Source organism: Halalkalibaculum roseum (assembly GCF_011059145.1).
Classification (GTDB): Bacteria; Bacteroidota; Rhodothermia; order Balneolales; family Balneolaceae; genus Halalkalibaculum; species Halalkalibaculum roseum.
The window spans coordinates 734,555-750,851 of sequence record NZ_JAALLT010000003.1 but is presented as its reverse complement, the minus strand read 5'-3'; the positions used below and the strand labels follow the sequence as shown (position 1 = coordinate 750,851).

Here is a 16,297-nt window from a genome sequence, read left to right as displayed (position 1 = left end):
GATACAGTTTTAAATAAAACCAACAGTGAACCTTTAATAATTAAAATATGGCTGATTCAAATTTTTCTGGCATGGAAGTGCCGCCACAGCTAAAAAACCTAAGTAATAACCTGCGATATATCGTTTTGGGTGCTCTGGTTTTGGTTGTGGCCTTTTCATCTTTTTTTACGGTTCAACCGGAAGAGGTGGGAATCATTACCCGTTTTGGGGAATTCACACGAACTGCTAATCCGGGATTAAACTTCAAGCTTCCATTCATGGAAGATGTACGTTATGTACCGGTGCAGCGTCAATTGAAACAGGAATTCGGTTACCGAACCACCAGTGCAGGAGTTCGCTCCAGCTACACCAAATCGGGATTTTCCGATGAGTCACTCATGTTAACCGGTGATTTAAACCTGGCTGATGTAGAGTGGGTCGTTCAATACCGGGTGAGTGATCCATTTAATTTTCTGTTTAAAATCCGTAACCCTGAGCAAACACTGAGAGATATTTCAGAAGCTGCGATGCGCCAGATTGTTGGTGATAGAACGGTAAATGAAGTCTTGACAGTAGGACGTGCCGAAGTTTCGGCGGAGGCTGAGATGCTGATACAAGAACTCTGTACGGAATACGAAACGGGAATAAAGATCGAGCAGGTTGTGCTGCAGGATATCAATCCTCCGAATCCGGTTAAGCCTTCTTTCAATGCGGTGAACGAGGCACAACAGCAGCGGGAAACTCTGATCAACGAAGCGAAATCAGAATACAACAAGGTAATTCCCCGGGCCAGTGGACAGGCACAGGAAACCATCCAGAAAGCAGAAGGTTATGCACTTGACCGTGTGAACCGCGCCCGTGGGGATGCTTCCAGATTTAATGATCTATACAGCGAATACATGAAAGCACCTGAGGTTACCAAGCAGCGTATTTATCTGGAAACCCTCGAAGATATATTGCCAAAAATCGGTAACAAAATTGTCACCGATGGTAACGGAAATAGCGTACTGCCCCTACTGCAAATGCAGATGGATGGTGCGAAAGTGATTAAGCAGAATAATAATTCAAATAACTAAGCAGGATTAAATCATGGATAAGTTTAAAGGAATTACATTACTGGTAGTACTTGGTATTCTGCTTCTTGTTGCACTCGATGGCTTTTATGTTGTTGATGAAACTGAGCAGGTTATTATAACGCAATTCGGTGATCCGGTTGGTGAAGCCGTGACAACACCGGGAATGAAATTTAAGGTACCGTTCATGCAGACAGCCAATTATTTTGACAAACGCTATCTGGAATGGGACGGTGACCGCAACCAGGTACCGACCAAAGATAAGAAGTTTATTTTTGTTGATACCTACGCTCGGTGGCAGATAACGGATCCGCTTCAGTTCTTTCGACGTTTACGCGATGAACGAGGTGCCCAGTCGAGACTGGATGATATTCTCGATGGTGAGACCCGAAACGCTATTGCATCGCACGATCTGGTTGAAGTGGTTCGCTCCACAAATCGTGACCCCAATACCGAGGCAACCACGATTGAAGTTATTGAAGACACACTGGAAATTATTGCTGTTGGAAGAGACTCCATTCAGGTGCAGATTCAGCAATTGGCTAACCAGCGTGCTTCCGATTTGGGAATTGCCATTCTTGATTTCAGATTCAAACGTATCAACTACGTTGAGGAAGTAAGACAGACCGTTTATGACAGGATGATAAGTGAGCGAAATCGTATTGCTGATAAGTTCCGTTCGGAAGGTCAGGGTGAAGCGGCGCGCATCAATGGTGAAAAAGAGCGGGAGCTTAAGTCCATTCAGTCTGAAGCCTTTCGAAGAGCCCAGGAGATTAAGGGTAGGGCTGATGCCGAAGCGGCCAATATTTACGCTAACGCCTACGATCAATCGAGCTCGGCGCGTCAGCTCTATAGTTTTATTCGCTCCATGGAAGCGTATCAGAATGTCTTCGACAACCAGACTTCCATTATTCTATCTACGGAAAGCGACTTCTATCGGTACCTGAACAACATGGATAATTAAGGCTTCATAACAGAATTAATACTATGATGCGGATTCAGAGTTAAAACTGAATCCGCATTTTTAATGCATTTTTATTCTGCTTCCATGTTAGCCAGTACCTCTTGGGTAATCTCTTTACTCCTGCGGGTATCTACCGTTGCTTCAAGTTTCATGAGCAGGCTGTACAGCCCTAAGTGTACCTTGGTGCTGTAAATGAAATTTTTGTTGCCGCGAGGCTCATTCATAATGGGCGGCTGCTTGGCAAAACTGTTAATCTTTTTCTTAAACTCAGGATCCCCGAAGTCAAATTCATCAGCCCTGTATGGCTTGGCAAAGGTATTGCCGTAATTTTTGCAGAATCTGAAAAACTCCTCTTCTTTTTTGGGATCGTCGGGATCAGGTTTTATGATTCCCAGCTCTGTATAGAGTTTACGAATTTCGTCCTCATTCTGATCAAGGTGTGTAGGCAGCAACTGCATATATTTCCGGGTGAAGGATTCGGGAAATTTTTTCACGCACCCGAAATCAATAACGCCGAGTTGGCCATCCTCCATGAAAAGAAAATTTCCTGGATGGGTGTCGGCATGGATGAAATTCCGTTGCTCGACCTGGTCATGGAAAAAGTCCCATAGCAGCTGACCGAAGTGATTTCGGGCATCCTGTGAAGGATCCTCTTGCAAGAACTCTTTGAGGTGCCGACCTTTTATAAAACTCATGGTAAGTACCCTTTGGGTGGAGAGCTCCTTAATCCAGGTAGGGGTCACATATTTGCCATCTGAAAATCGCTCGTGAAAATGTTCGATGTATTCACCTTCCTGTATGTAATCGGTCTCTTCAAGCAGGGTTTTTCTCACCTCATCAAAGTATTCGTCGAGATCGGCCCCTTTCTTGATAAAGCGTTTTAGCAATGTTTTTGCAATACTCAAATCCGACTCTATGGTATTCCGCACATTTGGATACTGTATCTTGACCGCTACCTCTTTACCATTTTTCAGAGTGGCCTTGTGAACCTGCCCTATGGACGCGGCAGCAATAGCATCGCTGCTGAAGGAGTCAAATATCTTTTCCGGGTAATCTCCCAGCTGTTTTTTAATAATAGAGCGGGCCAGCGCTTTGTTTATTGGTGGTACGCTATACTGAGCCTGACTCATTACATCGGCAAATTCCTCGGGCAGCATACCTTGGTCCATACTCAGTGATTGCGCTATTTTGAGGGCCGTGCCGCGCAACTTGGTAAATTCGCTGAATACCTGCTTGGCATTATCCGAATGAAATTTCCGCGTATCGTCTTTGCTTTCAGACTTGCCTACTGATTTTTTCAGATATCGCTTGGCATAGTTGGCACCCAGCTTTAACCCGGTCTTGGCAAATATTTTGCCGCGATCAAATTTTGTAGATGGAAAATCTTCGCTCATGCTTATCGTATCTCGATTTTAGATGATATCTTGTCCCAGAAAGATCCGGAACAGTTTAATTTGGTGTTTGAAAGGAGAAATTTCATCAGGTCGAATCCTTTATCGGCAATGGAATTGTACATAACCTCCTGTATGAACGCAGTAACCTTGTCGGTGAGCTCCATGCTTCTTTCCTTGCCTTCGCTATCATCGTTGATCCAGTAGCTTACCAGGTAGAGATATTTTTTTGTAAGTAATTGAAAAAACAGATCATTCAGCAGCATAGAGCTGGCTGTAGAAATTCTGGTATCTTCATAGAAAAATGAGGCTAACATCTTTTCAACTTTCTTCGTGAACTCTTTTCTTCCGTAACCGCATCTTACTCTACTCTTGAAAGTTTGCTCAACAAACACCTGCTTCTCGGCCATCAAATCGAATGAGGCATATACAAAATTGGAAAGCTTCTCGCTAAGAGAATAGGAGTTAAAGTCATCGATTTCATCTAACATTAGCCGGTATCGAATGAGCAGGGAGGTATAGAAAAAGTCTAAAATCGACTCTTTATTCGGGAAATAATCAAATATTTCCCCTACGCTCATGTCAATTTCCTTTGATATTTGTTTAAGGGTGAATTCACCGTCCTGCTCCACATACAGGTCAACGGCGACACCGGTGATCTCCAGCTTTCTTTGTAATTTTTCTATGTCGATATCTTCCATGATGGTTCCGCTTTGCTAAAAACTTGTTAAGAGCTTATCAGTGTAACGATAGAAGCATCTAAATAATGTTTCGACTACATCTATTATTGCTCTTATCCGGCAGCGCATTGATGCAACAATGATTTGTACGAATTAAATCCCATTTTGATATGGTTATTATTTTATCATCTTATGAGATGGTTCTGATACCCAAAATCATCAATAATTGTTAATTACAACGTAGATTTTCTTCCCTTATGGATCTGATCGTTTTTACCCTGTTCATCCTATTGGGATTTGCAGGGATGGAGATTGTATCGTACCTGGTACATCGCTATCTATTTCACGGGTTGTTTTGGGAAATTCATAAGACGCATCATGAGTCACATCACGGTCTTTTCGAGCTCAACGATATTTTTTCAATGTTCTTTGCCGGTGTATCGATCGGGTTGATCTACCTGGGTTCGGGTGATCCGATAGGTTCGGTCAACTTTGCCCTTGGCACTGGAATAGCGATTTATGGGATCCTCTATTTTATCATTCATGATCTTTTCGCGCACAAGCGCTTTCTACCATTCAGCAGCGATAGTAAAATTATGAAGTTGATCCGGCGCGCCCATCAACGTCACCATCAAACCGTGGATAAAGAGGGGCATGAACCCTATGGGCTTTTCCTATTTCCATATGACAAATACCCCGAGCACAAACGCAGCAGGGAACAGCCTTAAAGCTTTTTAGGAGGTTTCGTCTAACTGCTGTTTGATTCGGCGTGCCTGTTCCAAGTGTCTTCTTTGATGAGCTTCGGTCACCGCTATACATTCTGCAGCAGTCATTTTTATGAACGATATGATGGGGTTGGGTACTTTAATACTGCTTAAGTCAAGGTTGTTTGTTTCTGCAATTTCCAGCTGGGTGATATACTTGTCCTGAAGGTCCAGGAAATTGTTCAAAATTTCGTCTTTATCAACTTTGGCATACTCAACGGGTTTAAAGGATCCCGGAGAAATGGATTTAATGGTTACGGGTGGCTCAAGGTAATTTACAAACCACTGCATGTGAAAACGCAGATGCATCGGGTTTTCTGAACCGGCACCAGGTTTTTTTGCGGCTTCAATTCCTTTGGAGGCATTTTTGTAGTATTGGGTTCCCGCTTCCACCAGGTGGCTGAAGCACTCGCCTATGCACCATACCTTACTGGATGGCTTCCTGCGAAAGGTTCGCTCATCCAGAGGCAACAAGAAGTCTTCTGCTTCAATTTTAGCATCTCTAAATCGCTGAATATAAAAATCGTAGGAGCGTTCTCTATTGTCTTTCATACTATCGACTCATTTTAAAATGCTCACATCCAACCTACGTAAAATCATTCAAAATGTTTATCGGTGAATTGGTTAGTTACATTGATTTCTTTAAACTTTTGACGCAAATACCAACTAATTCACTGCTAAGTATGCCATCACAAAGTCCCAGATATAAAAGTTTTCTTCTTTTCCTTGTTTTACTTCTAATACTTCCGGCTATGCTATCGGCCCAAAACGGTAAGTTGACTTTCGAAGACATCATGAAGTGGGAGGACATTTCAGATGTCGAAGTATCGGATGACGGAAATTGGCTGATTTACAGCGTTTGGCCAGACCGGGGTGATGGGGAAGCAAGGGTGCTGGATATTGGAACCGGCAGCAATTTTACAATCGAGCGAGGAGAAAATCCTGAGATCACGTCCGACGGGCAGTGGGTCGGGGCATATGTGAAACCTCCATTGGCAAAGCAATTACGGTCAGATAACAATGACAAACCCGTGCAGGGATTTGGCCTGCTCAATACCAATAACGGAGAAACCGTTGAACTGGATAGTGTCAAAAGTTTTGCGTTTTCCAATGACAGCCGTTGGTTGGCCGTGCTCTACTATCAGTCAAAAGAGATAGAGGAAATGAAATCAAAGAATAAAGAGCTGGGAACCGGCCTGCTGCTTAAAAATCTTCAGGCTGATTCAGAAATTACCATTCCTTTTGTAAATGAGATGTCCTTTGACAGTACTTCTACCTATTTAGCCTATTCGGTTGTAGATACCTCGGGAACTGAAAATGGTATTTATACAATCGATTTAGGTAATGAAGCTCTTTCTCCGGTCCCAATTCAAAAAGTCGAAAATGGTCTATACCAAAACTTAAGTTGGAATGGGAAAAACAGGCAGTTGGCTTATACCAGCGCGTCCATGGATACTACCTATGAGGCAGGGGATGCCGATATTCAGATTTGGAATTCGAATACTGATGCCTTGAAGACAGCTGTTGATGCTGATGAAGTGGATGCAAAGTGGGCGCTTCGTTCTCATAATGACCTGCAATGGACAAAAGACGGGAAACGACTCTTTTTTGGTGTGCTGGACCGTGAATTGATCGATATAGATAAACAGGAGCAAGTAAATGAGCAGGATACGTCAGGAACCGTTGATATTTACGACCCTACAGAAATCCTTGACGATAAGGAAGTGGATGTTTGGCATTGGGATGATCCACGAATTAAAACGCATGAAAAAGAGACATGGAACCGCAGAAAGAACCACTTATATCGTGCCGTTTATCATCATGATAGCGACGAATGGGTTCAGCTGGCTGATGAGAAAATGCCGGAAGTCGATATTAGCCAAAATCCGGAGGTTGCACTTGGTAATTCGCAGGTGCCATACCTGAAGCTCATGACCTGGGACGGCTTTTACAACGATTATTATGTGGTTGATTTACAAACCGGACAAAGGCAGAAGGCGGCCGAAAAGATTCAGTACGGAGCGGATCTTTCTCCCGGCGGCAATTACATAATTTATTATGATGACAGGGATTGGCATCTCTACGATGTCGAGAATGAGTTATATAGAAACCTCACGCAGGCTAACGAAACACCCTTTTATAATGAAGATCATGATTATCCATCAGCGGCGCCGGGTTATGGGGTTGGCGGGTGGATTGAGGATGATGAGGCCGTTCTGATTTACGATAAATACGACATCTGGAAATTCCCTGTTGACGGGGGCGACGCTACAAATTTAACTGTGGACGGCCGCGATAGGCAAATCAGTTATAGGGTTGTGCGTTTGGATCCTGAGCAGCCTGCTTTTGGAAAGAGGGAGGAATTATTGCTCAGAGGTTATTATGACAAGAAAAAGAACTACGGTTTCTATACGGCAAGAGTGAGCAGAGAAGGCACTACCCGCAGGTTGGAAGCTGAAAAGAAGTTCGATTTCGTTACCAAAGCTAAAGACAGTGACCGGGTTTTCTATACCCGGGAAAGCTATGATGAGTATCCTAATATTTGGTTGAGTGAGGGAATGCGTTTTAATGATGTGAGGCAGCTAACTGATCTTCACACCGATCTGCATGAAAAATACAATTGGGGCACGGCAGAGCTGATTGATTGGAAAAGCCTTGACGGGGAAACGATTCAGGGGGCTCTTATTAAACCCGATAACTATGTAGAGGGGAAAAAATATCCTGTTCTCATATATTACTATCGATTCTTTTCACAGCGAGCTTATGAATTCAGCGGAATAAGTAATAACCATCGACCAACGCTTCCACAATGGGTTAGCGATGAGTATGTTGTGTTCCTGCCGGATATAAGATTTGAAGTTGGTACGCCGGGCTTTGCTTCTACCAAAAGCCTGGTTCCCGGGGTACAGAAATTGATTGATATGGGTGTCGCGGATCCCGATAAACTGGGCCTTCACGGGCATTCGTGGAGCGGTTACCAAACTGCATTTATGATTACACAGACAGATATTTTTGATGCGGCTATTGCCGGTGCACCGGTATCAAATATGACCAGCGCCTACAGTGGAATTCGCTGGGGTTCAGGGCTTGCCAGACAGTTCCAGTATGAACAGTCGCAAAGCAGAATCGGCGGCAGCCTTTGGGAATACCCTGAACTGTATATTGAAAATTCACCGGTTTTCTATGCCGACCGAATTGAAACACCACTCCTGATTATGTTTGGTGATGAAGATACAGCTGTACCCTGGTATCAGGGCATTGAGCTCTATCTGGCTATGCGCCGGCTTGAAAAAGACGCCGTTTTTCTACAGTACCGTGGCGAACCTCACCACCTGCAAGAATATCCGAACCGGTTGGATTACGCTATAAAGATGAAAGAGTACTTCGACCACTACCTCAAAGGGAAACCTGCGCCAGATTGGATAGAGCAGGGAGTACCGTATAGAGGGGAGTAATAAATAAGTTGTGAGTCATGAGTCGTGAGTTCTAAGACTGCAAACAATTAACTTGATCAGAATAGGTTCAGAGCTGATTTATTTTGGGTTTATTGCCAAGAATTTAGGATTCGGTTTGCCAAGTGAACAGACTATTACTTTAATCTCAAGACTCACAACTCAAGACTCATAACTTATCACTCCCCCACCATCAAATACTTCCTTTTAAGGGAGATGATACGTTCATAAGATTCTTCTATGCGCTCTTCGGAAATTTCACCCTCATCGACCAGTTCTTTAATGATGCCGTGTGCCTTAGCAACAATTTCAGCATCAAATATCGAATTATTGGCGAATGATAGCATATCCACCCCGGCCTGTATACTCATTTTAATGGTCTCTTTCAGTCCGTATTGGGTCCTGATAGCTTTCATTTGAAGATCGTCTGACATCACCACACCTTCAAATCCGAGACTGTCTCGAAGAATTCCCGTAATTATGGGTTTGGAAAGAGTTGCCGGATATACAGAATCAAGTCTGGCATTAAAAATATGTGCAGTCATGATAATGTCAGCCGTTTCTGATTCAATTAAGTTTCGGTAGGGTATGAGTTCTTCTTCTTGCCAGTATTCGGTTACATCTACTACACCTAGGTGTGAATCTTCTTTGGAACTGCCATGGCCGGGAAAATGCTTCAGCGTTGTAATGATGCCGTAATCATGCAGTGTTTCAATGTAGATTCGTGCCTGCCGGCTGACGACTTCAGGATCTTCTGAAAAACTTCGTTCAATTCCACCGATCACCGGATTTTCCGCATTGATATTGACGTCGACAACGGGTGCCAGGTTGGTATTAATACCCAGTTCGCTCAAAGTTTCACCGGTTTGCCGAGCATATTTCCGGGTGCTGTCGGGGTTTTGCAGGCCTCCTAGATATTGGGCCGAGACGCTTTTCTCAAACCCATACTTAGGTTTCAGTCGGGCAACTCTTCCTCCTTCCTGGTCGATGGCAACAATGAGGGGTATATCCGCATAGCTCTGCAGGTCTTGAACCAGTTCCTGCACCTGATCGGCTGATGAAATGTTTCGCACTGCCGTATCTCGCGGAACGTCGTAGTCAAACAATACCACTCCCCCGATATGATATTTCCGGATATCTTGCACTATCGGATTGTCTTCGGCAACAGTGAGTCCTCTGAAACCCACTTTTATCATCTGACCAATTTTCTCATCCAGAGTAATACCGGAAGACTGGCTTTGGCTGCAGGAAGCGAATATGAACAGCACGCCTATAACTAACAGGCTGAAGTGGACACTTTTTTTCATATAGCAGATTCGTCTATGTAGTTGAAAAAGTAAGAAAAGTAAAGATAGGTAATTTACTCAGCAATCAAACTGTCAAGTACATCTGGCAGGTTGAATGAAGGCCTGACATCATTGTATCGTTTGATATTGCCGGAGCGATCCACTAGAATGTAAAATGGAATTCCGCCTCCCTGGTAAGCCTTAAAAGTCTCCTGCTCAAAACCTTCACCGGCGTAGAGTTGAGGCCAGGGATTTTCAAAGCGGTTGATGGTTTGACGCCACCTGAGACTGTCTTCGCCGATTGAAATGGCCACAATTTCAAAATCTTCGCGGTCAAAATCTCGATACAGTTTTTTCATATGTGGAAATTCATCAAGGCATGGAATACACCAGCTAGCCCAGAAGTCAAGCAGTACATATTTTCCTTTGAAATCATCCATGCTTACGAGCTCACCATTTTGGTTCGGAATGGAAAATGGAATGGCCGGATTGCCGGGAGAAACTGCTTCCACTTCTTCATAAAATTCCCTTAGAAAAGATGTGTAGCGTGGATAGTCGCTAAAATTCTCCAGGTATGCGCTATAGCTCGGTTCTGCTATTTCGGGCGACATCTCACCGATACGTTCGGCAATCAGGTGCATCTTGGCATAGGCAAGTGCATCTCGGTCTTCAATATGATCGAGTACAGAAACCCGAGCTTCATTCAAGGTATCATATCCAAGTCGCTTTACATCATATTGCGTGAGTTCTTGCCCATACTCCTCTTCCAGGCTATCCTCGACACCAAAGGTATTGGCATAGGCATTGGTGAAATCCCGTATGCCCGCACGCTGGGCTCTGAGAGATTTTATCGTAAAGAAATTGAGTTCTTTGGCTTCTTCAATTACATTCTCACGGGCAGATTCGGCATTAAAACCACTTTGGTCCCTACGGTATTCAATATTTTCAAGCCGTTTCTCCAGGTACTCCCCCATATTTTTGTAATAATAGATATCAAGCGGGGTTTCTGCCAGGTGCCTTTTGGCCAGTTTGTAACGACTTTTGTACAGGTCCAGAACTTCATTGACTTTACCATCCCGAAAATCTTGCATCTCCCCGTCAATCTGCTGCTGAATTTGCTGTTCCTCTTTATAATAATCGGAATAATTGTTATCCCAGGGTTCCGGATAGCCTTCTACATCCACCGAATCGGGGAAATCGGCTCGATAAACGTTCAATGAAATCTGTCGTTCAGGGTTTGCAACGACAGGATATTCGGTGTCATCAATTACAAAAAAAACCACTTTCTGAGAATCCAGGGGGACACTCTTGCTAAATCTGCCGCTATTCTCAGGGTTGATCTGATACCTGATCTTATCGGCATACTTGTAATGAATAGGTTTTTGCTCAAGATAAATTTCCGAGGACCCGATGTAATCTATTGTGCCACTGATTTCGGCATTTTTATCCTCATTGCAGCCTGCAAAAAGCAGAAACAGCACAAAGAAAGTGACTATGTAATGTTGTTCTTGTTTCATAAACGATGGTTTTAAGACGTAAAGAAAGGCTAAAAGCAGGAAAATTTATACTTTCGTTCAATTTCTTAACAAAGATTTACCAGATCAATGCCAAACAAATGCATCAAATAGTGAAATTAATGCGGTCTAAGGCCTGTTTTAAAGGGCTAATAACAGGTCTAAAAATTATTTGAAATATTCTGTAACAAAAACTCACTTGGTTTCTCTTATTATAAAGTGGTAGAAAGAGTTAATGACTATGAAAAGTAATAATACTCTTAGAGTAGCATATTTAGTACGTGAAATTGAGAGCACGGAAATTCAAAAAAGCATACTCAAAAAAGGTCTTTCCATAGGTTATAGCGCATTTCTGACCATTAGTTATATTTAATTGCCAATTTTCTGAATACATATTTATAATATTGGCAGCATTTAAAAATCAATAACCGAACTGGAACAGAACAATGATTGAAAGCTTTAGTCAAAATAAGTTAGAAGAAAAGATTGATCAGTACGTCAATGGTCAGCTTTCGCAAGAAGAAGTTGATGAGCTGTGGGCAGAGCTTATCCAGGACGGATATCACTTAGACTATCTGAAAACGGTTGCCAATCTCAAAGAAGTAGTTAAAAAGAAAAAAGAGAGAAGAAAAGCTTTGAAAATGAAGAGGTACTGGAGTTATGCGGCGGCAGCTGTCATAGCTCTGACCATTGGAATTTTGGGGGTAATGAATTTTCAGCAATCGGGGGTTAACGGAGACATTCAGCCTATACAAAGTATCGAACTGGATTATTATCGATCACCAGATGGAAACGTTGATAATGAGGCCGATAATAATATAATCAGGGATGCAATTACCTTGGCAAATACCGGACAGTTTGATCAGGCAACAGCTCTGCTTAACAGAGAGCTGCAGAGCGCCAACGATCCCCAATGGATTTCTGAGTTGAATCTGAATCTTGGTTCGCTCTACTATAATGAAGGTAACTATCGTGAGTCGACGGATTATTTTCAAAAAATTATAACTCAGAAAGAGTCCTCGAATGACAATCTGAGTACCGAAGAGAAGCTTATATTGGAAAAAGCTTACTGGTACCTGGGTAACGCTTATTTTCAGCTGGACCAGCTGGATATGGCCAAACAAAATATCGAGAACGCTTATGCTCTTAACGGTGCATATCGTAGAGTGGCGGAAAGCTACCTGAATGCATTCAGCAAATAAGAAGCTCAAAGACCGTTAACCCGGTCTTTAGAAACAACAATATTTAGTAAGGCGATGAATGCCAGCATTCATCGCCTTTTTTATTTGTTGACACTCTTAATTTATAATAGACAGTGTAATGAATTACATATCCGGAACAAGCGTCGCCATTCAATCACTGAACGCATTTACGCTTTCCTATCTAGGTAAATAGTATTGTCAGTTTCGGGATAAAAGAATGAGTGCTTGGGAAGTAACTGGACGTTTATTATTTGATTGTACCTATACGTACCGATAAATCTCGAATCTTTGCAACGCTTTTAGAGCTACAATCACTCGTAATTTTCTTCAATCAACAACTCCCTATAGAAAGTACCGAATCTGCCAACCTGTTTATAAAATGCGATTATTATATCCTCTAGTGAAGGAGTAAGATATAATAAAAGGCATGTATCGGCCGACTAAAGGCTGCTTGTGTTTAAACCTTGAGTTGTTTCCGGTACTGGTGGTTATTAGTTTGACTTGCAAGCCAATCAACGTTCAGTAATAAACCGATTTGTTGCGGAGATGATTCGACAGGAGAGGGTTAAAACTAACCGGGTACTTGAAGACCGAAGAGTCCAGGCAAGAAGTCATTCCGTTTACTTTGGTATCTGAGTAGCGTACACAGTTCTAATCTAGTCCCGGTTTACTGGCAAGGGGGTCTGCGAGAGGAAAGTAAATAGACTAGACTAATTAAGCAGCTTTTACTCTTCGATCCTGAATAAGGCTAATTGATGCGATGGTTATGAAGAATAGCATGAAAGCCCCTGCGAAATAGATGTTGGTTTCGCGATTGGGGTTTACCAATGCATCGCGATTGCCTATCAGAATATAAGGACCCCAGTAATGCGGGTTTGCATTTTTGTTTTTCAGGAAGTGAAGTTTCGCCTGTCTCAGGGCCTCATCTTTGGTCTGACCCTCGTTGATATTCTTATAGAACTCGATGGCAAAATCGGAAGCCATCATATCATTAACAGACCAAAGGTTCAGAATCAGAGAATTGGCTCCAGCGTAACGCAAGGCACGACTGATACCCATCACCCCGGTGCCCTGCAGGTAAGAGCCTGAGCCGGACTCACAGGAGTTCAGCATGATCAAATCATTGGCCAGGTTCAACTCAAATAATTCATAGGCAAAAATTTGCCCTGAAAATTCTTCATTGGCTGTCTGCTCATCAGCACTCATGTAGATAGTTGAAAACAAGGGGTCTCTGTCGGAAAGCTCACTATGGGTGGCCAGGTGCAGGATGCGGGCATTAGGAGCTGTCTCCTTGAATACCTTCTCAGTGGAAGCGGTGTCAAGGTATGCTCGCCTGTTCTTCATGTTGGATAAATTACCCACTATGGCTGAGACTTCACTTTCGGCGTGTGGGAGCGGCACCAGGTCTTGCTTGTTTGTATATGAGGGAAACTGAGATACTCCGTACCCGGCAAAATCCATTGCATACTGCTTGCGCGGTGAATTGGTGGTTCTGAAATCATTGAGTGAAGTCAAATAGTGTGTCTTGAATCGTTCCACTACGTAGGTAGCACCGCCATAGCTATATCCGAACCCTTCGCTCTTAATTGGTAGGGCATCTACAGGCAGCTGGTACAAATAGCTGTCCGGAATAATAGTAAGGCGTTCCACCCAGGCCGGAATACTTTCAAAATCCAGGATGTCAGAGATTTGACTGAGCTCGTTAATATCAGTTTTACCTACTGACATCTTCTCAATGGCACTACTGAATTTAGCTCTCAAGGTAGAATCTAGTGCAACCTCGTTAAATCTTACGTCATGTCGTGATATTCTTGCTATATAATATTGATCCTGAAGTTCTGTAACATGTATAACCATTTCTCTACCTGTAATACGGCGCTGTACCTCTTTCACAGTAATAGGTTCCTGATCAACCATGCCGGATATTTTACGATCCAAAACATTTTTTTGAGCTGTAAGTTGGTCAATCTTACTTTGCAGGCTTAGCTGTTCTTTTTTATTTGCTAATAGTTGTTTCTTTCTAAGTTTATCAAGCTGTTGTGTAAGATTCTTATACTGTAAGAGTTCAGTTTCATCCAATAGGCTGGATTTAACCATCTTATTCTGATAAAGCGAAGCATCATTAATCGTTTTAAGTTTATCCAATACTTCTACAGCTTCTGAATTTTTTTTGTTACTAATTAGCAAATCTGCCATAAAGCTGAAAGCATTTAAGTATTGAGGATCAACATTCCAGAAACCCGATTGAAGCTCGGTACTACTTTTAGCCCTTTCTACAATTTGCTCAATAGCAGGCTTCATAATTTGATAAGCTTTGTCTTGGTCTCCAATTGCAACCAAATACCGAGCTCTTACAGTTTTTGCTTTTATTATGTCCCTGAAATCGAGTATGCTAAGATTGTAAGTACTAATCTCATTAAACAACCTTTTAGCATCATCTAATCTTCCTGTTTGCAAATTTAATTCAATTAAGTGGAGGTAAGCTTCAATGAGACTTATATCGTCTTTCGACTTACTGAGTTCAGCTTTTAAATAATATAGCTCACGACTTTTCTCTAAATCATTCTTTTTCTTAAAAAGTAATGCTTTTTCATCTAACAGTTGTAAATAATGAAGAAAGCTATTCTTTGGATCTAAATATTTTGAAGCTTCTTCAAAATTATTTAAAGATTTGTCATAGTCATTTTGATAATCTCGATAAAGAATACCAAGATACATGTGAATTTTTCCAACTTGAACTGACTCATCTTCTTTCTCAGCAAGATTTCTTGCCTCATTCAAATATAATATCGCAGTCTTATAATCCTTTTTTTCCGTGTAATAAAGATAAAGGTTGGAAAGTATTTCAAGTCTACGAGAGGTGTCATTTTGATTTATAGCTTCTTCAAGAGCTTTGAGTTGTAAATCTAGATATTTTGAAAATTCACCACTCTCTTTGTAGGTAAGACCTAAATTATTGTAAACTGTAGTCCTATTAACAGGAAGACCAGATTCATCGGATTCTTTTAGAATTTCTAAATTCACTTTTTGTGCTTCAGAAATCTTACCAATCAAGTCTAAATATGCTGCTTGTGCGGAAAGTGATTCTAATTCTTTCTCTTTATCATCTAAATATTTTGACAGTGGTGTTGTTAAGTTTTTAGCAATTTTTAGGCTTAAATCATAGAATCCTTGTCTCCATAAGGAATAATCAAAATATCTTAAAACTCTAAATTTAAAGGGGGAATTTGGGACAGAGTTACTATTGATAATTTCATCAAATAGTGGCTTTGCCTCTTCATAATTACCTAATGCATATAGAAGTCTTACTTTTAAGAAGAGCTGGAGTTCTTTACTAAGGGGCGTTTTGTAACTTGAAAATTCACTATTAGTCCATTTGTCATATGCCTGCTTTTCATAGCCATCATTTAGTAAACCATAGCCCGTTGAATTCATTAAAAGAAATAAATGTGTAAGTCTAAATGAGTCATTTGGAACAACTGTGCTATCTATCTTTTCTTTGTTAATAATTCTATCAATTAATGACTCATAATCAATACCATTTTCAATATTGAGGTTGAAATTTTTGATAAAATTGTTTCTAATTTTCCTACGCTGATTTGTATCAGTCTCTCGTAGTAAAAGTTCAACTAATAATGGTTTTGATCCGGTCTCGTTAACCAGATTTCTTAGTAAAAGATTATTTTCTTGATCCTGTTTTAAGAATGGTTCAAAGCGACTACTATCATACTTACCTTGACGAAAAGTATTAGCAATGTAAGTTTTAATCTGTGAATTATTTTCAGCCAATGTCAAGAGTGCCCAATAATTGGCATCAACATCGCGATCTTGAATAATGTTGTTTATATATAGATCAGCCTGACTTTTAGATAATTCAATTAATGAGGTGGTTTCATCAATCTCTTTAAGATTGATGTTCAATAAAAGAGCAATTAGGAGGATGACATACATGTCACTACCACATTTGTTAGGGTAAATTAAACCTGCCTATG

General features: G+C 41.5%; 11 protein-coding genes. 5 read left to right on the top strand and 6 right to left on the bottom strand.

Annotated features, from left to right (window positions below; translation table 11 throughout):
* Nucleotides 1–47: 47 nt before the first annotated feature.
* The gene (gene hflK / locus G3570_RS11710) at nucleotides 48–1,055 is read left to right on the top strand and encodes an FtsH protease activity modulator HflK (RefSeq protein WP_165142488.1); all 1,008 of its coding nucleotides are present in this window, start codon (nucleotides 48–50) and stop codon (nucleotides 1,053–1,055) included.
* 13 nt (nucleotides 1,056–1,068) lie between these two features.
* Nucleotides 1,069–2,016, top strand: coding sequence for a protease modulator HflC (gene hflC / locus G3570_RS11705; protein WP_165142486.1), 948 nt, complete (start codon nucleotides 1,069–1,071; stop codon nucleotides 2,014–2,016).
* 71 nt (nucleotides 2,017–2,087) lie between these two features.
* Here hflC and G3570_RS11700 read toward each other — a convergent pair whose 3' ends face one another.
* Entirely contained in the window at nucleotides 2,088–3,410 is a 1,323-nt protein-coding gene (locus G3570_RS11700) for an ABC1 kinase family protein (protein ID WP_165142484.1), read from the bottom strand.
* Nucleotides 3,411–3,412: 2 nt separating this feature from the next.
* The gene (locus tag G3570_RS11695; RefSeq protein ID WP_165142482.1) at nucleotides 3,413–4,108 is read right to left on the bottom strand and encodes a TetR/AcrR family transcriptional regulator; all 696 of its coding nucleotides are present in this window, start codon (nucleotides 4,106–4,108) and stop codon (nucleotides 3,413–3,415) included.
* Nucleotides 4,109–4,344: 236 nt separating this feature from the next.
* Here G3570_RS11695 and G3570_RS11690 point away from each other — a divergent pair, with 236 nt between their 5' ends.
* Complete coding sequence (locus G3570_RS11690; RefSeq protein ID WP_165142480.1) at nucleotides 4,345–4,815, top strand: sterol desaturase family protein; 471 nt, start codon at nucleotides 4,345–4,347, stop codon at nucleotides 4,813–4,815.
* Between the two features lie 6 nt (nucleotides 4,816–4,821).
* Here the strand turns inward: G3570_RS11690 and G3570_RS11685 are convergent, their stop codons facing one another.
* Nucleotides 4,822–5,403: a DinB family protein gene (locus G3570_RS11685; protein WP_165142478.1), complete on the bottom strand. Its 582-nt coding sequence runs from the start codon at nucleotides 5,401–5,403 to the stop codon at nucleotides 4,822–4,824.
* Nucleotides 5,404–5,534: 131 nt separating this feature from the next.
* Between G3570_RS11685 and G3570_RS11680 the strand changes: the two genes are divergently transcribed.
* Nucleotides 5,535–8,306: a S9 family peptidase gene (locus G3570_RS11680; RefSeq protein ID WP_165142476.1), complete on the top strand. Its 2,772-nt coding sequence runs from the start codon at nucleotides 5,535–5,537 to the stop codon at nucleotides 8,304–8,306.
* Nucleotides 8,307–8,482: 176 nt separating this feature from the next.
* Here the strand turns inward: G3570_RS11680 and G3570_RS11675 are convergent, their stop codons facing one another.
* A complete protein-coding gene (locus G3570_RS11675; protein ID WP_165142474.1) occupies nucleotides 8,483–9,610 on the bottom strand; it encodes a glycoside hydrolase family 3 protein in 1,128 nt (375 codons plus the stop codon).
* Between the two features lie 53 nt (nucleotides 9,611–9,663).
* A complete protein-coding gene (locus tag G3570_RS11670) occupies nucleotides 9,664–11,106 on the bottom strand; it encodes a TlpA family protein disulfide reductase (RefSeq protein WP_165142472.1) in 1,443 nt (480 codons plus the stop codon).
* Nucleotides 11,107–11,549: 443 nt separating this feature from the next.
* Here G3570_RS11670 and G3570_RS11665 point away from each other — a divergent pair, with 443 nt between their 5' ends.
* Complete coding sequence (locus G3570_RS11665) at nucleotides 11,550–12,305, top strand: tetratricopeptide repeat protein (protein ID WP_165142470.1); 756 nt, start codon at nucleotides 11,550–11,552, stop codon at nucleotides 12,303–12,305.
* Nucleotides 12,306–13,019: 714 nt separating this feature from the next.
* Here the strand turns inward: G3570_RS11665 and G3570_RS11660 are convergent.
* Entirely contained in the window at nucleotides 13,020–16,256 is a 3,237-nt protein-coding gene (locus G3570_RS11660; RefSeq protein ID WP_165142468.1) for a CHAT domain-containing protein, read from the bottom strand.
* Nucleotides 16,257–16,297 lie beyond the last annotated feature (41 nt).